This is a genomic window from Serpentinimonas barnesii, from assembly GCF_000696225.1.
In the GTDB taxonomy this organism is placed as follows: domain Bacteria; phylum Pseudomonadota; class Gammaproteobacteria; order Burkholderiales; family Burkholderiaceae_C; genus Serpentinimonas; species Serpentinimonas barnesii.
Map to the genome: position 1 here is coordinate 1 of NZ_BAWN01000047.1, position 20,814 is coordinate 20,814.

Below are 20,814 nucleotides of genomic sequence, written 5' to 3' on the forward strand. Positions count from 1 at the left end.
GGGGCATGTTCATTTCAGTGGCGCCCGGCCGCCCGAAGCCACTGAAGCGCCCCCTCGGGGGGCAGCGAGCGCAGCGAGCGTGGGGGCATGCTCATCTCAGCGCCGCCCGGGCTCATGGATATCGGGCGGCTCGCTGACGCCATGCAGGTCATCGAGCCGATTGGCCACCCAAGCGTAGAGCGCGATCAGCAGGCCATAAACCACGATCGCCCCCTGGGCCGCAACCCAGTACCCGAAGGGCCAGCCAAAAAACGCAAAGTTCAGCTCACGGGCGTAAAAACTCACTCCGAAAGTGACGCCCAACCAGAGCAGCAACAGCAGCAGCGTCAGCGCCTTGATGCGGCGCCAGTACAAGGCCCGGTCGCGCATCAGGCCGCCTCCTGCGCCGCGCGCACGCCCAAGGGATGCGCCGCCGCCCTGCCCTGCCCGGGACCGTTGGGCTGCAACTCCCGCTGCAAAGCGGCCGCCACCCGGGGCTCGAAGCCGCGCAGGTGCGCGATCAGGGCTTGCGCCTGCTCGGGGCGCCCCAACCGCTGCTGCAGCCGCGCCATCGCCGCGTGCGCGTGCGGGCTCCAGGGTTGCAGCGCGGCGTTGCGTTGGTAGGCCTGCAAGGCTTCGTCGAGCCGATGCTGGCGTTCGAGGCAGCGCGCCAGCCCAAACCAAGCCAGATCGAGCTGCGGCGCCAGTTCGGTGGCGCGCTCGAAAGCCCGCCGGGCGGCCTCGTCTTGCTGCAACTGCTCCAGCAAAAAGCCGAGGTTGAAATGCGCTGGGCCGCTCTGGGGATTCAGTTGCACGCAGCGCCCTTGCCAGCGCAAGGCGGCGCGCAGACGCCCATTGCGGGCGCGCCAATAGGCCAGTGCGGCCAGCGCGGCGGCGTCGTGGTGGTTGCGCCGCCAGCACCCCAGCCACACCCGCGCCCCCAAGCCCTGCCCGCCCAGCAAGGTGGCCGCGCCCGCCAAGGCCGCCCCCAGCCCTTGCCACGCAGAGGCCGCCGCGCGCGCTAGCGACATTGCTCCAGCCCCACTTCCAGGCACCACTGCAGCTTGAGCACGGTGGCCGCCAACCAGAGCCCGGCCAGCAGGCAAAAAGCCACCAGCGGCAGGTGCTGGCGCAGCACCCAGCGCGGCGTCAACCAGCCCGCTACGGTCACGAACGGGCGGCACAGGGTGTCGAGCAGCCACAGAAACACATTCGAATCAAGCGCCTGCGGGGCCAGGCGGCGCAACCCGGCCGCCAACACCCAGCGCCCGAGCAAAGCCAGCAAGGCCAGTTCGGCAATCAGCTTGAGGGCGGAGGCGAGCAACAACATGGGGCCAATCAAATACCGCCCTTGACCAGACGCAGCACCTCGCCCGCGTTCAGGGTGCGCGCCCGTGCTTGGATCTCGGGCAGGTGCTGCTGTTGCAGGTTTTTGGCCGGCCCCAGCAGGCCTTGGAAAGTTTGGCGCAGCACATCGACCGACATCACCCGCCCGCCGGCGTAGTAGCGCTTGGCCAACTGGCCCAGCGCGTAGGTGGTGGCAAAGGAAAACGCCACCCCGGTGGCGCGCCCAGCCAATCCGCCCACCGTGCGCCCAGCCATTTTGCCCACCAAGCCACCCAGCAGGCGGCGCCCAAACTGCTCCAAATACTGCGACCCCATCCCCACCCCGGCAGCGGCAATGAATTCGCGGATATGCCCTTGGTCCAGCGCCACCCCGTGCGCCTTGCCGATGCGATAGACCATCTTGACCTGCAGCGGGATGATCGCCACCGTGGCCCACGATTGCGGCAGCAGCTCCAGCGCGCCGTTCAGAATGGCGTAGCGCAGGATCATCGAATCCAGCGCCGGGTTGCTGGCGGCCAAGGCGTTGCCAGCCTGGCTACCCGCCTGGGCGCCTGATTGCAGGCCGGTTTGCTGCCCTGCTTGGCGGCCCGCTGCGCCCCCCGAACGGGCCGCCATGGCGGCCGCCCCCACCGCCGCAGCTCCGGCGGCCACTAGGGCGGCGGGTGCGGCGCTGGCCCATGCGGAAGGGGCTGCGGCGGGCGCACGCGGCTCTTCGTCATCCAGAAAATCGTCGGCATAGGCGGCCGCGGCTACCGAGTGGGTTTGCCGCTCCAGTTGCTCAAGCTCTTGCGCCGCCGCCGTGCCGGTCAGCCCAAGCTGCGCCCGCAGTTGCGACAAAAACGCCTGCTCGGCGGTGCTGGCCACGCCGTCGGCGTCGCACACCGCCAGCGCCCATTCGTAAGCCAGTTGGCGCTGCTCAGCGTCTTCGAGTTGCGCCACCGCCTGCGCCAGCGTAACGCGCTTGAGCAGCGCATCTTGCAGCGCCTGCGACAACTGTGCGGCACCGGCCTCGGCGTCGAGCTGCTGGGCCAGCTCGCGAATGAACTGGCGCTCGCTGTCGGCCTTTTGGCCATCGGCCATGGCGGCATGGACCAAAATCGTGAGCAGGGCGCGTTGGGCTTGCGGGTTCATGGGGCAAATCCTAGTGTGTGGAGCAAGCGGCATTATCTCTTCCCCTATGAGTGGCTGCGTGGCGAGACGGTATGGCAGTGCACGACGATATTCGTTCCAGCAAGCAAACCCCGCGCAAGTGCCGGCCACCCACACCTGTGCGCAAGCTGAAGCGCGCGTTCAGCTTGCGTTCAGCCAGGGGTTCGCACAATGCAAACGCGGGCTCCAAAGGGCTCGCACACTTCGCAACCCACTCAAGGAAATCACCATGAAAACCTTCACCCTGAAAACCCTCACCCTCCTCTCCTTGTGCGCCATCACCGCCTTAAGCGCCAGCCCGGCCATGGCCTCCAGTGACGGACGCGAAGCCGAGCGCGCCCGCACGGCGCTGGCTGCTGGTGACATCCTGCCCCTGTCCGCCGTGCTGCAGCGCCTGAGCGCGCAACACCCTGGCCATGTGCTGGAAGCCGAGCTCGACTTGGAGCAAAATCGCTGGGTTTATGAGATCAAACTGCTGCCCCTTCAAAGTGGCGTGGTCCGGCTCGAGCTCGACGCCCGCGATGCCAGCGTGCTGCAACGGCGTGAAGAGCGCCGTTGGGGCACGCCGGCGCCGGCTGCTCAGCCGGCCACCCCGGCAGCCGCCCCGGCCACACCTGCGCAAGCCAACTAAACGGGCTTGCACCGCGCCGCCACGCACCAGGCACGCCCCATGATCCACCGCCCCCTGCTCGCCCTGGCGCTGGCCCTGAGCCTGCTGGCGCTGGCCACCCTGCCCGCGCTGCCGGCCTTGGCCGACAGCAACGCAGGCCGCGAGCGCGACCACGACCACGACCGCGCCCGCGCCGCCTTGCTGGCGGGCGAGGTGCTGCCGCTGGGGCAAATTTTGGAGCGGGTGCAGCGCCTGCACCCCGGCCACATGCTCGAAGTCGAGCTCGAGCGCGAGGACGGGCGCTGGATTTACGAAATCAAGCTGTTGCAAGCCAGCGGCGGTTTGCTCGAACTCGAAGTCGATGCCCGCGATGGCAGCGTGTTGCGGCGCAGCCGGGAGCGACGCTGATGCGCATCCTGCTGGTCGAAGACGATCCGGCCCTGAGCGCCCAATTGCGCCAGACGCTGACCGCTGCCGGCTACGCGGTCGATCACGCGGCCGATGGCCGCCAGGCCTGGTTCATGGGCGGCGTGCAGGACTACGACGTGATCGTGCTCGACCTCGGGCTGCCACTGCTCGACGGACTGAGTGTGCTCAAACACTGGCGCAGCGAAGGCGTCAAGTCCCCGGTGCTGCTGCTGACGGCGCGCGACCAGTGGCATGAAAAAGTTGCTGGCATAGATGCCGGTGCCGACGACTACCTCAGCAAGCCCTTTCACAGCGAAGAGCTGCTGGCGCGGCTGCGCGCCCTGATCCGCCGCGCCCAAGGCATTGCATCGGCGCTGCTGCAGTGCGGAGCCCTGACGCTCGATACGCGCAGCGCCCGCGTCACGCTCGACGGCCAGTTGCTGGCGCTGACGGCGCACGAATTGCGCCTGCTGGCCTACCTGATGCACCGCCCCGGGCAAACCGTTTCCCGAACCGAACTGACCGAACACCTGTACAACGACGCCAACGAGCGCGACTCCAACACCATCGAGGTGTTCGTGGCCCGGCTGCGCAAAAAACTGCCCGAAGCGAGCATCGAAACCGTGCGCGGCCTTGGCTACCGGCTCTGCTGCGCCCCGTCCACGGCTGCAGCGCCGCCATGAAAGCCGTGGGCGCGCGCTCCCTGCGCTGGCAACTGCTGGCCGTCACGTGGGCGGCCGTGGTGCTGGCCTTGCTGCTGGCTGCGCTGCTGCTGGCGGGCTTGTTTCGCCAGCATGCAACGGCCCAATTCGATCAGCAACTGCAGCTCTACCTCGACGAGCTCACGGTGCGCTTCGACCCCGCCGCCCCCAACGGCCCCAGCGTGCAAGGCGATTTGAGCGACCCGCGCTGGCGCACACCCTACTCCGGCCTGTACTGGCAGATCGAGCGCATCGGCCCCGGCTCTGCCAACGCGAGCACCCTGCTGCGCTCGCGCTCGCTGTGGGACAGCGCCCTACAGCCCGCCACGCCCGCACCCACCGACGGCGCCCTGCACCGGCACACCCTCAGCGGCCCGGCCGGCCAGACCCTGCTGGCACTCGAACGCAGCGTTTACCTCAGTCCCGCCGCCGGCCAGCCCACCGAAGTGTGGCGCTTGCTGGTAGCCAGCCAAAGCACCGCGCTGGAGCACGCCGTGCAGGGTTTTGCACGCCAGATGGGCCTGTTTTTGCTGATTCTGGGCCTGGCGCTGCTGGCGGTCGCGTGGGCGCAAGCCACCTTGGGGCTGCGCCCCTTGCGCCAGTTGCAACAGGCCCTGCAAGCGCTGCACAGCGGCAGCGCGCAGCGGCTGCAGGGCCAGTTTCCGGCCGAGGTGCTGCCCCTGGTGCAAGACTTCAACCGCGTGCTGGAACACCAGCAACAGGCCGCAGTGCGGGCCAAACGCAGCGCGGGCGACTTGGCACACGCCATCAAAACCCCGCTGGCGGTGCTCGAACAACTGCTGCAAGAGCCCAGCCACGCCGTGCCCGAGGCGCTGCAACACCCCATGCGCGAACAACTGGCCAGCATCGGCCGCCAGCTCGACTGGCACCTGCACCGCGCCCGCTTGGGCAGCGCTGCCTTGGCGGGCCAGCGCACACCGGTGTTGCCAGTGCTCGAAGGCCTGCTGCGCGTGATGCGAAAAATCTACGCCACGCCCACCGCCGCTGGCCAGCCCTTGCACTGGGAACTGTGGCACGACGGCAGCGACGCCTGCTTCGCGGGTGCCGAAGAAGACCTGCAACAAGCCCTCGGCAACCTGCTCGACAACGCCGGCAAATGGGCCCGCTCCACGGTGCGCATCCGCTTGCAACGCACGCCCGAGCACGGCACACAGATCAGCGTAGAAGACGACGGCCCGGGCCTGAGCAGCGCGCAGCAGCAACGCGCCCTCGAGCGCGGCGTGCGCCTGGATGAGCGCCAGCCCGGCACCGGCTTGGGGCTGGACATCGTGCGCGACATCATGGAACTGCACGGCGGGCAGGTGCAACTGCAGCGCTCGGCCCTGGGCGGGCTGGCCGCGACCCTGGTCTGGCCAAGCAAGAATGGGATGGTGCGGCCACCCGCCTGAAGCGCCGCCCAGCAACCACTACACTTATCACCCATGACGCATTCGCCCATTAAACACTGCCGCCAGTGCGGCGCGGCGGTGCAGCACCGGCTGCCCGACGACGGCGACACCCGGGTGCGCGCCATCTGCCCGGCTTGTGGCACCGTGCACTACGAAAACCCGCTCAACGTGGTGGGCACGGTGCCGGTCTGGGGCGCCGAGGGCGAGCAGGTGCTGCTGTGCCTGCGCAACATCGAGCCCCGGCGCGGCAAGTGGACGCTGCCAGCCGGCTTCATGGAACTGGGCGAGAGCACCGCCGCAGGTGCGGTGCGCGAAACCATCGAAGAAGCCGGGGCGCAAATTGAGCTGCAGGGCTTGTTCACCGTGCTCAGCGTGGCCCGTGTGGGCCAGGTGCATTTGTATTACCGCGCCCGGCTGCTAAGCGACCAGTTTGACCCCGGCCACGAAACCATCGAGGCGCGGCTGTTCAGCGAAGACCAAATCCCGTGGGACGAGCTGGCGTTTCGCACCGTCAAGGTGACGCTGGAGCACTACTTTGCCGACCGGCGCCGGGGCCAGTTTGGGGTGCACAACGGCGAGATCGCTTGACCTGCGCCGCCTGCATAGAGCTTGCTCTAAGCCCTAGCTTGGTTTATAGGCTAAAGTTAAGCCAGTCATATATTGGCTATTCGTAGGCGCATGCCGATGTCAAAATCCCCTACACCCACCCTGCCCGCTCCCGCTCTGGAACGCCGCCGCCGTTCCCGAACCACGCTGTTTGGCATGCTGTTTGTTCGGGTGCTGCTCATCACCTTGCTCAGCGTAACCGCCATAGGCTGGGTGATCTACGCCTCGGTGCTGCAAAACAACATCCAGCACGACCAAGACGTGGCCGCCACCATGGCGCTGCAGGAACTGGAGCTGCGCCTGCAATCGACCCAAACCTCGGTCGAGAGCATCGCCGTGGGCTTGGCGCGCCGCTCCGGCGTGGTGCAGGGCCTGCAATCCGGCGACCGCACCCTCATGCTCGACGCCCTGCGCTCGATCACCGAAGACTTCGCCCGGCTCTCCAACTACACCGAGGTGCGCGGCGCGGTGCTAGACCCAGAACAGCGCATCATGGCGCGCTCTTGGGACCCGGACCTCGGCGATTTGCGCTCGACCAACCCATTGGTCGATGTGGCGCGCAGCACGGGCAAGGCGATCGCCCGCTTCAGCGTGGGCAGCGCCGAACCGGGCGTGATCGGTTTTGCGCCGGTGCCCGACCAAGACCGCTTGCTTGGCTTTGTGTCGATCAAGCAAACCGCGCGTCCGGTGGTGCTGGAACTGCGCGAGCAAGGCATCCATTGGATGGCGGTGCTCGACGAGCGCGTGCTGCTGGCGCGCTATGGCGGGCAGCTCCCACCGGCCATCGCGGCCAATCCGCGCATTGCGCCGGGCTATATGCTGGCCCACAGCGAGTGGTTCGACGCCATGCCACTGGAGTGGCTGCAGCAGCACTGGCCCACGCTGAGCGCGGTGCAAGATCACGCCTTCATCGGTGATTGGTTTGTGGTCGTTGCACCGCTGCACGACGACGACGCACAAGCCATTGGCTACCACCTGCTGCTGCTCGATCCGGCCCCAATTCAGGCCTTGATGGACGAAAAGGTGCTGCTCGTCGTGCTCGTGATGGGGGCCGTGATCTCGGTGGTGTTGCTGATGGCGGCGGTGGTGCTGCGCGATGTGCGCCGCATCGTCATCACGCCCATGAAAGCCATGGGTCGCGCGATGCGCCAAACCCTTGAGGATGGGCGCTTTGACCAGCGGCTGCAATCCGACCGCAACGACGAAATCGGCCGGGTGCAGGCCAGCTTCAACGCCATGCTCGAGCAACTCTCCCGGGCACTCGAAGACGCCACGGCCGCCGTCACCGCTGCGGCCAAGGGCGATTTTGAGCAACCCATGCACGGCCATTACGTCGGCGATCTGCTCGCGCTCAAAGAGGGCATCAACCAGAGCATCGGCGAATTGCGCCACTCGCACGAAAACCTGGTGCAGGCCAACAAGGCCAAGGGTTTGTTCTTGGCCAATATGAGCCACGAAATCCGCACCCCCATGAACGCCATCATCGGCATGTCGTATCTGGCCCTCAAAACCCCGCTCAACGACGAACAGCGCGAATACGTGGCCAACATCCACCGGGCCGGCACCTCGCTGCTGGGCATCCTCAACGACATCCTCGACTTTTCAAAAATCGAAGCCGGCAAGCTGGATTTGGAGCGGGTGCCGTTTCGGCTTGAAGACGTGCTCTCCAACAGCCTCGTGATGGTGCGCCAAGCGGCAGTTGACAAGGGGCTGGAGCTGCTGCTCGACATCAAAGACGCCGAACTGCTGCATCAGCACCGCAGCTTTTATGGCGACCCGTTGCGCCTGGGCCAGATTTTGACCAATCTGCTTTCCAACGCGGTTAAGTTCACGCACGCTGGGCAGGTGGTGCTGGCGGTGCGCGTGCTGTCCGAGCCTGGGCGACTCCCGGTGCGGTTGGAGTTTCGCGTCACTGACACGGGCATAGGCATGACCCAAGAGCAAATCGCCAACCTATTTCAGGAATTTAGCCAAGCCGATGGCTCCACCACACGCCGTTTTGGTGGAACCGGGCTGGGTTTGGCAATCACCCGCCGACTGCTTGATTTGATGGGCGGGCAGGTGCAGGTGCAAAGCCAGCCCGGCGTGGGCAGCACCTTTGGCGTTGAGCTCGATTTGCAACCCACCGAAGTTGACGAGGGGGCACCCGAGACCTTCTCCAGCGTGGCGCTTTCTTGCCTGGTGGTGGACGACAACGAATTGGCTTGCACGGTGTTGGTGGGTCTGCTGCAATCCCTAGGCTTGGACGCGCGCAGCGAAACCAGCGCCACACAGGCCCTGCAGCACCTGTGCACCGAACAGGCGTATGACTACTGCTTTATCGACTGGATGATGCCGGACATGGATGGCGCGGCGTTTCTGTCTGCCCTGCAACAGGCCGTGCAAGCGGGCCGGCTGGCGCGCTGCCCCCAATTGGTGGTGGTCAGCTCACACGAAGCCGATGCCATCAAACAAGAAGCCAAGCGGCTTGGCGTACACCGGGTCTTGACCAAGCCGGTGCTGCCCGAGCACCTGCGTGCCCTGCTGCGCAGCCCAGCAGCCAAGGCGGTGGCGCCTGCTGCCCTGCATTCAGGGCACTCCGACAGCCAGACCCAGACCCTGCTGGGCATGCGGGTGCTGCTGGCCGAAGACAATCCGGTGAACCAGTTGCTCACCGTCAAGCTGCTGCAAAGTGCGGGGGTGGCCGTCGATGTGGTGGGCGACGGCGCCCAAGCCTACCAAAGGCTAAGCGAGCGCGGCCCGCAACACTACGATTTGGTGCTGATGGATTTGCAAATGCCGGTGATGGACGGCTACACCGCCACCCAGCGCTTGCGCGCCGAGCGGGCTTTTGATGATTTGCCCATCGTGGCCCTGACGGCGCACGCCATGGCCGAAGAATCCGAGCGCTGCGCCGCCTTGGGCATGAACGAACACCTGGACAAGCCGATTGACCCCCAGCGCCTGTACGAGGTGCTGCGCGCCTACTACCGCCCGCGCGGGTGAGGCGGCAGCAAGGCGGCCAATGAATCGGCCTGCTAGCTGGCCGCGCCGCGCTTAAAGCTGCGCGCCAATTGCTCAAACTGCTCAGCCGGCATGGGCTTGCCTATCAGGTAACCTTGCACCTGCGCCACCCCAAGCGCCTCCAAAAAGTCGCATTGGCGCTGGGTTTCCACCCCTTCAGCAATCACACTCAAACCCAGCGACTGCGCCAACACGGTGATGGAGCGCACAATGGCCCGATCACCGACGCGCGAGGTGATATGGGAAACAAAAGCCCGGTCAACCTTGATCACGTCGATGGGAAAGCGCAACAGGTATTCGAGCGACGAGTGACCGACCCCAAAATCGTCGATGGCAATTTTGAGCCCCAGCGCGCGCAACTGCTGCAGCAGGCCAATGGTGTGGCCCACTTCCTGCATGGCCAGGCTTTCGGTGATTTCTAGTTCAATCAAATTTGGGTCAACCGCAGCGGCTTCAAGGGCCTGCTGAACCTGCGCGCAAAGATCGCGCTGCAAAAACTGGCGCGGCGACAAATTGACCCCCACGCGCACCTCCAACCCGCCGCGCTGCCACTGCGCCACTTGCTCGCACGTTTGCTGCAGCACCCACGCGCCCACTTCGTTGATTAGGCCGGTTTCTTCGAGCAAGCCTATGAAGCGTATGGGTGGAATCACCCCGCGCTGCGGGTGGCGCCAGCGCAGCAGCGCTTCAGCCCCGGTGATGCGGTTGCGCGCAAAGTCCATTTGCGGCTGGTACACCAAAAAAAACTGCCCGCGCTCCAGCGCTTGATACAGGTCGCGCTCCAGTTCAAACTCCTGCAACTGGCGCTGGGTGCCCTCTGCATCGGGCTCAAAACCCAGAAAGGGACGGCTCTGTTTGCGCGCCAGCCGCTGCGCCTCCTGCGCCTTGAGCAGCAGCGCCTCTGGCTCGGCACCATGCGCGGGAAACAAGGAAAAACCGGCACTGCACGACAGGAACAACTCTTGGCCCTCAACCCGAAACGGGGCCTGTAAGCAGTGCAGCAATTGGCCAAAGCGCTGGCCTGCGGTATCGATTTGATCGATTGCAAAGCAGACGCCGAACTCGTCGCCATCGATTCGGGCCAGCAAACTGCCGCCCAGGTTGTGCAAAAAATCCGATAAACGCTGCCCAAAGGCCGCCAACAGCTTGTCGGCGGCCAAGCGGCCCAGCGAGTCGTTGTAGCGTGCAAAGCGCGAGACGTCGATGGCCCCGACCAACAGCACCGGCGGGCTCTGCCCCTGCCCCAGCAACTGCGCCAATTGGTTCAAAAACAGGCGCCGGTTGCCCAGCCCGGTCACGTCATCGTGCAGGGCCAGAAAATCCACCATGGCTTCGGCGCGCCGGGTTTGGGTCACGTCTTGGAACACCCCAAACACCACCGCCGCCTCGGCCCCTTGGCTGCCGCGCTCGCCCACCAGGCGCAACACATGCTCGCGCTCGGCATGCAGCAGCCTAAACTCCAAATCCAGCCGAGCGCCAAGCTCGCTCGCCAGTTGCAGGGCGGTCTGCAGCCGCCGCTGGTCATCGGGGTGAACTTGAGTCAGCAACTGCTCGATACCGTTCACCCGTTGCTGGGGCAGGCCCGTGATCGACTCGAATTCAGCGCTCCAACTCAGTACGCCATCGGCAAGGCTCCATTCCCAGTCGCCCAAGCCCGCGATGCGGCGCACCGACAGCTCGCGCATGCGGCTGCGGCGCAGTTCGCGGTTGAGCTGCCCGGTGCGCAAGGCATAGCGCACGCGCTCGCTGAGCAAGGCCCAGTTGATGGGCTTGGTGATGAAGTCGGTGGCCCCGGCGTTGAAGGCCCGTTCGATCGATTCCAGTTCGTCGGCCCCGGTGAGCATGATGATGGGCAGTGAGTCGTCGCCATCATCGCGCCGCAGTTGGGCGCAGGCCGCGTAGCCGTCCAGCTCGGGCATCATCACGTCCATCAGCACCAAATCGGGGCGGGAGCGGCGCACCTGCTCCAGCGCTTCGCGGCCGTTGCCCGCTTCCAGAACCACATAGCCTTGGCGCGCCATGAGGCGGCGCAACACCATGCGCGTGGGCAAGTCGTCATCAACTATCAGCAAACGCGCAGGCGCCGCACACATGGTGTTCATGGCAAACATTTTAAAGCCTGGCAGCCCCACAACCCTGCACACCCACCCCACACCCACCCCACACCCTCGCCAGCGCCCTAAAATGCGTTGTCCCCCCACCCGCTCAAGCCCATGAACGCCCCACTCAATCTTGGCTCGCTGACCGAACTCAAATCGATTTTGGGTGAGGACCTCTACCCGATCACCGAGATGTATGCCCAACAGTTGCCCGCTGAAATTGAGCGGCTGGGGGCGCTGTTGGCCAACCACGACATGGCCGCCGCCCAGCAATTGGCGCACGCCATCAAGGGCAGCAGCGCCAACCTTGGCGCCCAAGAGCTGGCCCGACTGGCTGCCATGGTCGAGCGCGCGGCGCTGCACCCGCCTGCCACCGAAGCCCACAACGCCTTTGCTGACATGCCCGCGGTGGGGCAGCAAACCCTGCAGGCCATGCGCGATGGGGGTTTTTTGCTGGGCTAAAGTCTGCCGGGTCCATCAGCTAAACAAGCGCCGCGCCAGCACCGAACCGGGCGCCAGTTCGCGCGCTTGCAGGGCCTCGCACAGGGCTTCCAGCTCGGCCCCGATCTGGTCCATGGCATCGCCCTGCAAGGGGGTGCCGGCGCCGTCGCAGACCACCCCTTCCATGCTGTGCGCCAACTGCTGCACCGACTCGCGCAGCCGCACGTAGGGGCGCTCGCTGCGTGCCACGTGGGGCACGTCGAGCGCAATAGAAAACTGGTTCAGCACCACTTGCTCGGGGTCGTCGGCCAAGGCGGCCTGGGTCTCGTATTGCAACACCAGCACCGCCGCCGCACCCGCTGTGCTGGCAGGCAGCACCAAACGGCCCGGCAACAAGCCCGGCACAAACCCCACCCGCGCCGCGTGCTGGGTCAGGTAACCTGGGCTCCAGGCGGCCCGCCGGGCGCGCACATAAAACGACAACTGCGCGTCGTGTGCCAGCGCAAACTGATCGAGCGTGCGGGCGCGCGCCACTTCTTGCATCATGTCGGGGTATTCGGGGCGCAGTTGCAGGCTGTCGGCCAGCTCATCGAGGCGCTGGATGAACTGGGAAAACCCGATCTCGTTGAGCGCGCCGGCCCGGTTCACCAGCTGGATGCCGGCGCGCAAGGTGTGGTAGCGCTCGCCCGGGCGCGGCAGCTCCCACTGCTGCGATTGGGTGTTTTGGGCCTCAACATAAAACGGCTTGCCGTCTATGCGCCGGCTCACTGGCAAAGCGGCCAGCACGGCGTCCCCCGACACCAGCTGATCGCTCAGCAACAGGGCAATGGCGTCGAGCCGGGCATCGAGCACCTGTTGCGGCTGCACCGCCTTGGGCAGGTCTGGCACGGCGCTGGCATCCTGCCCACCTGCGGGCGGTTGCTGCGCCAGCGGCCCCAGCACCGGGTCGAGGCGCAAACCGGGTTCGGCCGGCCCACCCGGCGGCAACGGCGCCGACGCAGCGGCATCGGGGCGGCGCGGGCGCTGACGCCGGGCGTTCCAGAGGTTGTAGAGCAACAGCGCCACCAGCAGCGCCAGCCCCAGCAGCAACAAGCCGGCTTGCAAGGGCGTGATCATGCTTGCACCTCCAGCAAGTCATGGGCCGATTGCAGGTCCACGGCCACGATGCGCGAGACGCCTTGCTCTTGCATCGTGACACCGATGAGTTGTTGCGCCATTTCCATGGTGATTTTGTTGTGGCTGATGAATAAAAACTGGGTTTCGCTGCTCATGCGGGTCACCAGTTTGGCATAACGCTCGGTGTTGGCGTCGTCCAGCGGCGCATCGACCTCGTCGAGCAGGCAAAACGGCGCTGGGTTGAGGTGAAAAATGGCAAACACCAGCGCAATCGCGGTCAACGCCTTTTCGCCGCCCGAGAGCAGGTGGATGGTCTGGTTTTTCTTGCCCGGCGGCTGCGCCAGCACCTGCACGCCGGCCTCGAGGATTTCGCCCTCGCTCCACTGCAGCTGCGCGCGCCCACCGCCGAACAATTCGGGGAATATACGCCCAAATTGCCCATTCACAGCCTCGAAGGTCTGGCCCAGCAGGCTGCGCGTCTCGATATCGATGGTGCGGATCGCCCCCTCGAGGGTGTCGATGGCCTGTTGCAAATCGTGGCTTTGCGCGCCCAAAAATTGCAGCCGCTGCTGCGCCACGGCCAGCTCCTGCAACGCGGCCAGGTTCACATCGCCCAAGGCCTCGAGTTCGCGCTGGCTGCGCTGCACCTGCGCCGGCAGGCTGGCCAGTTGCACCCCATCGGCCTCAACGCTGCGTGCCAGGGCCTGCAAAACCTGCCCGTCGTGGACGTCTACCCCCGCCTCCTCCAGGCTCTGGCGTTGCTGCTGCTGGCTCAGTTGCGCCGCCTGCAGCCGCAACTGCTGCTCGCTCAGGCGAGCGCGCAGCGGCGCCAGCCCGTGTTCGGTCTGCAAGCGGCGCGCATCGCTGGCCCGCAAGTCGGCGCTCAGGCCGTCGTGGGCGCTGCGCCGCGCACCCAATTCTTGCTCGCAGCGGTGCCTGGCCGCCAGCGCCACCTGCAAGGCCGCCTGCGCGGCGGCGTCGGAGAGGGCGTCGAGCTCAGTCAGCGCCTGCTGCGCCTGCCCGGCCAGTTCGGCCCCGTGCTGCGCAGCCTCTGCCTGGTTGCGCTGCAGTTCATCGGCCCGCGCCTGCAGGCTGCGTCGGGCAAATTCGGCCTCTTGCGCCTGGCGCTCCAGCGCGCGCGCCTGGGCGCTGGCCTGCTGCAGCGCGTGCTCGGCCCGCGTTTGCTCGGCTTCGGCCTGCTGCTGGGCCTGCTGCTGCCCGGCCAGCTCGGCTTGCAGCGCCTGCTGCTGGGCCTGCACATGCTGCTGCTGCACCTGCAACTGCTGCACGTGCTGCTCGGCTTCGGCGCGCTCTTGCGCCAATTGGGCGGCGCGCTGCTGCCGGTGCTCGGCTTGCTGGCTCAGGCGCAGCAGCTCGACTTGCAGCGCATGGGCTTGGGCCTGGGCGGCGCTGGCTTGGGCGCGGGCCTGTTGCAAACGCTGGCTGGTTTGGCTGCAAGCGGCCTCTGCCCCGGCCTGGGCCTGGCGCGCTTGCTCGGCCAGCCCCTGCAAGCCGCGCAGCTGCTGCTGCAACTGCCCGATCTCTTGCGCCCGCTCCAGCCAACCCGATTGCTCGGGTGCGGCGGCGTAAAAAGCCAGGTGCTGCGCGCCCACGCTATGCCCTTGCGGGGTGTAGATCAGCTCGCTGCGGCCCAGCGTGGCGCGGGCGGCCAGCGCCTCGGGCAAGCTGGCTGCCGCCCAGCAGGGGCTGAGCCAGCGTGCCAACAGCGCCTGCAAGGCCGGCTCGGGGCAGTGCAGGTGCTGCGCCAGCGGCTGCAGCGCGGGTGCGGCGTTGGCACGCTGGGCGGCATTGGCTTCCCCACCCGGCAGCGCAAACAGCACCAGCGCCGCCGGCGGGTCGGCATCGGCCAGCGCCAGCGCCGCCTCTAGGTTGGGCAGCTCCAGCGCCTGCACCCGCTCGCGCAAGGCGGCCTCGATCGCCGTGGCCCAGCCCGGGGCCGGCCGCAGCCGCTGCCACAGCGCCGCGTGCCCTTGCAAGCCCTGCCGGGCCAGCCACTGCGGCAGTTGGCCCGCTTGCTGCAGCCGGGCTTGCAGGGCCTGCAGGGCATCCAGCCGGGCCTGACACTGGGCCAGCGCCTGCCCTTGGGCCTGCGCCTGTTGCTGGCACTGGCGGCGCTGGCGCTCCCCATCGGCTTGCTCCAACTGCAGTTGCTGCAGCCACTCTTGGGCTTGCTGCTGGCGCTGCTGCGCCTGCTCCCACTCGGCTTGCAGAGGCGCCAGCCGCGCCTCGTCGGCGGCCTGCACCGCCAGCGCCTGGGCTTCGCCGTGCAGGCGCTGCGCCCGCTGCTGCCACTGCTGGCGCTGCTGCTCGGTGGCGCGCTGCTGCGCCCCCAGCACCCCCAGCGCCTGCTGGCGCTCGCTCAGGGCACGGCGGGCGCGCACCAGCTGCTGCTGCGCGGCCTGCACGGCGGCCTGCACGGCGGGCAGCGCGGCGCCCTGCTGCTGGCACTGGGCGGTCAGCGCTGCGGCCTGCTCGGCCGCCGCCTGCTCTTGCGGCCCCAGGCGCGCTTGCTCCTCGGCGGCGGCGCGGGCGCGCCCCTCCCACTGCAGGCGCTGTTGCTGCACTTGCTGCACCCGCTGCTGCACCCGCTGCCGGGTGTCGCGCAGATGCCGAATCTCGCCCTCCAGCCGCGCCACCTCGGCGGCCGCCGCATACAAGGCCCCTTGCGCCTGGTTGAGCGCCTCGCCAGCGGCGTAGTGCGCCTGCCGCATCGCCTCCAGTTCCGCCTCGAGGTGGCGCAAGGCCGCTGATTGCGCGTCCAGTTCAAGCTGCACTTGCTGCTCCAAGGCCTGCGACTGCGCCCCATCGGCCTCGGCCTGGCTGAGCTTGAGCCAAGCCAGTTGCTGCTGGCGCCGCTGCAGCCGGGCTTGCAGGTCGCGGTAGCGCTGCGCCTGCGCCGCCTGCTGCTCCAGCTTGCTGCGGTGGGTCTGCAACTCGGTCAAAATGTCTTGCACCCGGCTCAGGTTGGCGCGCGCATCGAGCAGCCGGGCGGCGGTTTCGCGGCGGCGCTCCTTGTATTTGGATACCCCGGCCGCCTCCTCCAGAAACAGCCGCAGCTCTTCGGGTCGGCTCTCGATGATGCGACCGATGGTGCCCTGCCCGATGATGGCGTAGGCGCGCGGCCCCAGCCCGGTGCCCAAAAACAGGTCGTGCACGTCGCGCCGGCGCACCGGCTGCTGGTTGATGTGGTAGCTGCTGGCGCCGTCGCGCGTGAGCACGCGGCGCACCGAGATCTCGGCGTAACGGCCCCACGCACCAGGCACGCGCTGGCGGGCGTTGTCGAACACCAGCTCCACGCTGGCGCGGCTGGCGGGTTTGCGCAGCGCGCTGCCGTTGAAGATCACGTCCTGCATCGTCTCGCCGCGCAGCTCGCTGGCCTTGCTCTCGCCCAGCACCCAGCGCACGGCGTCCATGATGTTGGATTTGCCGCAGCCATTGGGGCCGACCACCCCCACCAACTGCCCCGGCAGGCCAAAGGCAGTGGGCTCGGCAAAGGACTTAAAGCCCGACAGTTTGATGGTGTGTAGGCGCACGCTGGCTGATTCGCTTGGGGCCGGCAAAGGCCACGGGGACGGGAGTGCGTAGTTTAGGGCCCGACACGAACTGCAGCCGCACAAACCCCAACCACACCCCCTGCAGCCGCACGCTCCCGGTGCATACAATCTGCCCAACGGCCTTCGCACCCTGCTTGGCCTTGCACACCCACTCCAGCCCACACCATGAGCCAAACTTTGCAAACCCTGATCGACCAAGCTTGGGAGCAGCGCGCCCAGCTCAACCCCGGCAACGCCCCGCGCGAGCTGCAAGACGCCGTCGAGCAGGTGCTGGAGCAGCTCAACAGCGGCCAGTTGCGCGTCGCCACCCGCCAGGGTGTGGGCCAATGGAGCGTGCAGCAGTGGATCAAAAAAGCCGTGCTGCTGAGCTTTCGCTTGCGCGACAACGAAATCATCCAGGCCGGCGAGCTGGCTTTTTACGACAAGGTACCCACCAAATTCGCCCACCTCAGCCCGCAAGAGCTGGCCGCCACCGGGGTGCGCGTGGTGCCGCCCGCGGTGGCGCGCCGGGGCAGCTTCATCGCCCGCGGGGCCGTGCTCATGCCCAGCTACGTCAACATCGGCGCCTACGTGGATGAAGGCAGCATGGTGGACACCTGGGCCACCGTGGGCTCCTGCGCCCAGATCGGCAAAAACGTGCACCTGAGCGGCGGCGTGGGCATCGGCGGCGTGCTCGAACCGCTGCAGGCCAACCCCACCATCATCGAAGACAACTGCTTCATCGGCGCGCGCTCCGAGGTGGTCGAGGGCGTGATCGTGGAAGAAAACGCCGTGCTCGGCATGGGCGTCTATCTGGGCCAGAGCACCCCGATCTTCAACCGCGCCACCGGCGAGATCAGCTACGGCCGGGTGCCGGCCGGGTCGGTGGTGGTGAGCGGCAACCTGCCCAAAACCGCCGCCAACGGCGCCCCCTACAGCCTCTACGCGGCCGTGATCGTCAAGCAAGTGGATGCGCAAACGCGCTCCAAGACCAGCATCAACGAGCTGCTGCGCGACTGAGCCCCACCACCCCACTGCCAAGGAGTCCCCCATGGGCCCGATGGAAAAAATCCTGCGCCTGATGAGCGAGCGCAAAGCCTCCGACGTCTATCTGTCGGCGGCCTCGCCGGTGCAGATGAAGTTCAACGGCGTCTGCACCCCCATCACGCCGCAGCCGCTGCCGGTCGATGGCCCGCTGCAACTGCTGGCCGAGGTGGTGAGCGAAGCGCAGTTGCAGGAGTTTCACGCCAGTGGCGAGCTCAATGTGGCCATTCCGATGACCGGTGTCGGGCGTTTCCGCCTCAGCGCCATGAAGCAGCGCGGCAACTGCGCCGTGGTGGCGCGCTTCATCAGCAGCGAAATTCCGGCCTTCGAATCGCTGCAACTGCCGCCGGTGTTGGCGCAGATGATCATGGCCAAGCGCGGCCTGATGCTGGTGGTCGGCTCCACCGGCTCGGGCAAAAGCACCACCTTGGCCGCCCTGCTGGACCACCGCAACGCGCGCAGCAGCGGGCACATTCTGACCATCGAAGACCCGGTCGAGTACCTGTTTCGCAACAAGCTCTCGATCGTCAACCAGCGCGAAGTCGGCACCGACACCGCCTCGCTCTACGTGGCCCTAAAAAACGCGCTGCGCCAGGCCCCGGACGTGATATTGATCGGTGAAATCCGCGACCGCGAGACCATGTCGCTGGCCATTGCCTACGCCCAGTCCGGCCACTTGGTGCTGGCCACCCTGCACGCCAACAACAGCCACCAAGCCCTCAACCGCATCCTCAACTTCTTCCCGGTCGAGGTGCGCCCGACCATGCTCAACGACTTGGCCTCCTCGCTCAAGGCGATCGTGTCGCAACGGCTGCTGCGCACCGTCGATGGCGCCCGCGTGCCGGCTGTGGAGGTGATGATCAACTCGCGCCTGATGAGCGAATTGATCGAAAAAGGCGATTTTTTTGGGGTGCGCGAGGCGCTGGAAAAGTCCATGTCCGAGGAATCGCAGACCTTTGAGTCTGACATCGCACGCCTGATCTTGGAGGGGAAAATCGACCGCCAAGAAGGCTTGGCGCACGCCGACTCGCCCACCAACCTGATGTGGCGGCTGCAAAACCAGTCGGTGCAGGCGCGGTCGCAAAGCTCGACCGACCGCGCAGCAACCCCAGCCCAGACGCCCGCCCCCACCGGCCCTTCCTTTTCCGACTTCAAGTTCGACGCCTGAAGTCGCCCCCCCTTTGCAACCATGCACCCCACCCTGAGCCTGACCCAGCAACTGATCGCCCGCCCCTCCATCAGCCCGGCCGACGCCGGCTGCCTGGATCTGATCGCCGCGCGCCTGCAAGCGCTGGGCTTTGCCTGCGAGCGCATCGACAGCGGACCGCCCGAGTGGCGCGTGAGCAACCTGTGGGCCAAACGCAGCGTCAGCCCCACGGCCCCAACCCTGGTCTGGGCCGGCCACACCGATGTGGTGCCCACCGGCGCGCTGGAGCGCTGGGCCAGCGACCCGTTTAGCCCCAGCGTGCGCGAGGGCAAACTCTACGGCCGGGGCGCCAGCGACATGAAAGCCTCGCTGGCAGCGATGGTGGTGGCCTGCGAGGCCTTTGTCGCGGCGCAGCCCAAAGCGCCGCTGAACCTAGCTTTTTTGCTCACCTCCGACGAAGAAGGCCCAGCCCACGACGGCACCGTGGTGGTCTGCCACGAGCTGCAGCGCCGTGGCGAGCGGCTCGACTGGTGCATCGTGGGCGAGCCCACGGCCGAGCGGCAAACCGGCGACACCATCAAAAACGGCCGCCGCGGCTCGCTCAGCGGCAAGCTCACCGTGAAGGGCGTGCAAGGCCACATCGCCTACCCACACTTGGCGCGCAACCCCATGCACATGCTGGCCCCGGCGCTGGCCGAACTCGCCACCACCCACTGGGACGCGGGCAACGCCCACTTCCCCCCCACCTCCTGGCAGGCCAGCAACCTGCACGCCGGCACCGGGGCGGGCAACATCATCCCCGGCACGGCGGTGCTCGATTTCAACTTTCGCTTCAGCACCGAAAGCACGCCCGAGGGCCTGCAGCAGCGCGTGGCCGAGCTGTTGCTGCGCCACGGCCTGCAGCCCGGGCGCGACTATGCGCTGGACTGGAGCCTCTCGGGCCTGCCCTTTCTCACGCCAGCGGGCAGCCTGGTCGATGCGGTGCGCGCCGCCGTGCGGGAGGTCACCGGCTTGCAGGCGCAGCTCTCGACCAGCGGCGGCACCAGCGACGGGCGCTTCATCGCCCGCATCTGCCCGCAAGTGATCGAACTCGGCCCGCCCAACGCCACCATCCACCAGGTCAACGAATGCGTGGCGCTGGCCGAACTGGAGCCCCTGACTGCCATCTACCACCGGGTCATGGAGCGCTTGGCGCAGCCGGCAGACTCCGGGCATACTGTAAGCGCGACATAGCCTGCAAGGCAAAAAATTGCGCCAAGGTTTGCAGATGGCTGTGTAGAATCGACCGAAGTGATTGCCATGTATTGACTCTGAAAGCCACTGCCACCCTTGCATGAACACCGTCGGCACCTCTGATTGCGCCCCCGCCTTGCCCGAGGACGAAGCGGAGCGCCTGCGTGCCTTGCGTGCCTTGGGTGTGCTAGACAGCGCGACCGAAGAGCGCTTCGACCGCCTGACCCGGCTGGCGCAGGCCTTATTCGAGGTGCCGATCGCGCTCATTTCCCTAGTGGATGCCGAGCGCCAGTGGTTCAAATCGCGCCAGGGGGTAGAGGCCAGCGAAACCGAGCGCGCCATTTCTTTTTGCGGCCACGCCATTTTGGCGACCGATATTTTCGAGGTCCCCGACACCCTGCTGGACCCGCGCTTTGCGGCCAACCCCATGGTCACCGGCGCGCCGCACATCCGCTACTACGCCGGTGCGCCGCTGCGGGTTGCAGGCGGGCACACCGTGGGCATGCTGTGCATCAAAGACCAGCGCCCGCGCCTGCTCAGCCCGGCCCAGCGCCGTGCCTTGCGCGACCTGGCCGACTGCGCCCAGGCCGAGCTGCAGGCCTTGCAACACCAGATTGCCGATTTGTCGGCGCTGCAAGCCCCGCTGCCCGGACAAAGCCAGCGCCACGCCGGCTTCGAGGGCCTGCTGCAGCGGCTGCTTGCCCTCACGCAAAGCGAATACGGCTTCATTGGCGAGGTGCTCAAGGGTGCCGACGGCCAGCCCTACCTCAAAATCTACGCCATCACCGACATTGCCTGGGACGCGGCCACCAAGGCCCATTTGGCTGAAATGGCCCCCAAGGGCATGGAGTTCACCAATCTGCGCACGCTCATTGGTGCCGCCCTCAGCAGTGGCGAGCCGGTGTTTGCCAACCAGCCGGCCACCGACCCACGCCGTGGCGGGCTGCCACCCGGGCACCCGCCACTGA

18 protein-coding genes are annotated in these 20,814 nt (G+C 67.0%); 11 read left to right on the forward strand and 7 right to left on the reverse strand.

Annotation, left to right across the window (positions count from 1 at the left end):
• Positions 1 to 96 precede the first annotated feature (96 nt).
• Genes SRAH_RS11160 through SRAH_RS11175 form a run of 4 tightly spaced genes read right to left on the reverse strand, consistent with a single transcriptional unit; the run spans position 97 to position 2,457 of the window.
• Entirely contained in the window at positions 97 to 369 is a 273-nt protein-coding gene (locus SRAH_RS11160; RefSeq protein WP_029463423.1) for a DUF4212 domain-containing protein, read from the reverse strand.
• The gene (locus tag SRAH_RS11165; RefSeq protein ID WP_052369202.1) at positions 369 to 1,010 is read right to left on the reverse strand and encodes a tetratricopeptide repeat protein; all 642 of its coding nucleotides are present in this window, start codon (positions 1,008 to 1,010) and stop codon (positions 369 to 371) included. The genes SRAH_RS11160 and SRAH_RS11165 overlap by 1 nt, the downstream gene beginning before the upstream one ends.
• Positions 1,001 to 1,309 (reverse strand): hypothetical protein, encoded by a 309-nt coding sequence (locus tag SRAH_RS11170; protein ID WP_029463425.1) that lies wholly within the window; start codon positions 1,307 to 1,309, stop codon positions 1,001 to 1,003. The genes SRAH_RS11165 and SRAH_RS11170 overlap by 10 nt, the downstream gene beginning before the upstream one ends.
• 8 nt (positions 1,310 to 1,317) lie before the next feature.
• Positions 1,318 to 2,457 carry a YcjF family protein gene (locus tag SRAH_RS11175; protein ID WP_029463426.1) on the reverse strand — a complete coding sequence of 380 codons (1,140 nt, stop codon included), beginning with the start codon at positions 2,455 to 2,457 and terminating at the stop codon, positions 1,318 to 1,320.
• Positions 2,458 to 2,704: 247 nt separating this feature from the next.
• Between SRAH_RS11175 and SRAH_RS11180 the strand changes: the two genes are divergently transcribed.
• The 6 genes from SRAH_RS11180 (at position 2,705) to SRAH_RS11205 (ending at position 9,194) form a co-directional block, all read left to right on the forward strand.
• Positions 2,705 to 3,106 (forward strand): PepSY domain-containing protein, encoded by a 402-nt coding sequence (locus SRAH_RS11180; protein WP_052369204.1) that lies wholly within the window; start codon positions 2,705 to 2,707, stop codon positions 3,104 to 3,106.
• Positions 3,107 to 3,145: 39 nt separating this feature from the next.
• A complete protein-coding gene (locus SRAH_RS11185) occupies positions 3,146 to 3,493 on the forward strand; it encodes a PepSY domain-containing protein (RefSeq protein ID WP_029463428.1) in 348 nt (115 codons plus the stop codon).
• Positions 3,493 to 4,176, forward strand: coding sequence for a response regulator (locus SRAH_RS11190; protein ID WP_029463429.1), 684 nt, complete (start codon positions 3,493 to 3,495; stop codon positions 4,174 to 4,176). The genes SRAH_RS11185 and SRAH_RS11190 overlap by 1 nt, the downstream gene beginning before the upstream one ends.
• Positions 4,173 to 5,603 (forward strand): sensor histidine kinase, encoded by a 1,431-nt coding sequence (locus tag SRAH_RS11195; protein WP_029463430.1) that lies wholly within the window; start codon positions 4,173 to 4,175, stop codon positions 5,601 to 5,603. The genes SRAH_RS11190 and SRAH_RS11195 overlap by 4 nt, the downstream gene beginning before the upstream one ends.
• Positions 5,604 to 5,636: 33 nt before the next feature.
• Positions 5,637 to 6,191: an NUDIX hydrolase gene (locus SRAH_RS11200; RefSeq protein ID WP_029463431.1), complete on the forward strand. Its 555-nt coding sequence runs from the start codon at positions 5,637 to 5,639 to the stop codon at positions 6,189 to 6,191.
• Between the two features lie 96 nt (positions 6,192 to 6,287).
• Positions 6,288 to 9,194, forward strand: coding sequence for a response regulator (locus SRAH_RS11205; protein WP_171816058.1), 2,907 nt, complete (start codon positions 6,288 to 6,290; stop codon positions 9,192 to 9,194).
• Between the two features lie 32 nt (positions 9,195 to 9,226).
• Here the strand turns inward: SRAH_RS11205 and SRAH_RS11210 are convergent, their stop codons facing one another.
• Positions 9,227 to 11,314, reverse strand: a complete 2,088-nt coding sequence (locus tag SRAH_RS11210; RefSeq protein ID WP_045477363.1) for a putative bifunctional diguanylate cyclase/phosphodiesterase — start codon at positions 11,312 to 11,314, stop codon at positions 9,227 to 9,229.
• Between the two features lie 111 nt (positions 11,315 to 11,425).
• Here SRAH_RS11210 and SRAH_RS11215 point away from each other — a divergent pair, with 111 nt between their 5' ends.
• Positions 11,426 to 11,773, forward strand: coding sequence for an Hpt domain-containing protein (locus SRAH_RS11215; protein WP_029463434.1), 348 nt, complete (start codon positions 11,426 to 11,428; stop codon positions 11,771 to 11,773).
• Positions 11,774 to 11,788: 15 nt separating this feature from the next.
• On the opposite strand, the gene SRAH_RS11220 is transcribed toward SRAH_RS11215, so the two are convergent.
• Positions 11,789 to 12,868 carry a cell division protein FtsZ gene (locus SRAH_RS11220; RefSeq protein WP_369403342.1) on the reverse strand — a complete coding sequence of 360 codons (1,080 nt, stop codon included), beginning with the start codon at positions 12,866 to 12,868 and terminating at the stop codon, positions 11,789 to 11,791.
• The gene (smc, locus tag SRAH_RS11225; protein WP_029463436.1) at positions 12,865 to 16,422 is read right to left on the reverse strand and encodes a chromosome segregation protein SMC; all 3,558 of its coding nucleotides are present in this window, start codon (positions 16,420 to 16,422) and stop codon (positions 12,865 to 12,867) included. The genes SRAH_RS11220 and smc overlap by 4 nt, the downstream gene beginning before the upstream one ends.
• Before the next feature lie 186 nt (positions 16,423 to 16,608).
• On the opposite strand from smc, the gene dapD reads away from it, so the two are divergent.
• The 4 genes from dapD to SRAH_RS11245 all read left to right on the forward strand — a co-directional run.
• Positions 16,609 to 17,442, forward strand: coding sequence for a 2,3,4,5-tetrahydropyridine-2,6-dicarboxylate N-succinyltransferase (dapD, locus tag SRAH_RS11230; RefSeq protein ID WP_029463437.1), 834 nt, complete (start codon positions 16,609 to 16,611; stop codon positions 17,440 to 17,442).
• 31 nt (positions 17,443 to 17,473) lie between these two features.
• Positions 17,474 to 18,634, forward strand: coding sequence for a PilT/PilU family type 4a pilus ATPase (locus SRAH_RS11235; RefSeq protein ID WP_029463438.1), 1,161 nt, complete (start codon positions 17,474 to 17,476; stop codon positions 18,632 to 18,634).
• A 21-nt stretch (positions 18,635 to 18,655) separates the two neighbouring features.
• The gene (gene dapE, locus SRAH_RS11240; protein ID WP_029463439.1) at positions 18,656 to 19,846 is read left to right on the forward strand and encodes a succinyl-diaminopimelate desuccinylase; all 1,191 of its coding nucleotides are present in this window, start codon (positions 18,656 to 18,658) and stop codon (positions 19,844 to 19,846) included.
• Positions 19,847 to 19,946: 100 nt separating this feature from the next.
• Positions 19,947 to 20,814: GAF domain-containing protein (locus tag SRAH_RS11245; RefSeq protein WP_029463440.1), on the forward strand; the 868-nt coding region annotated here is incomplete at its 3' end.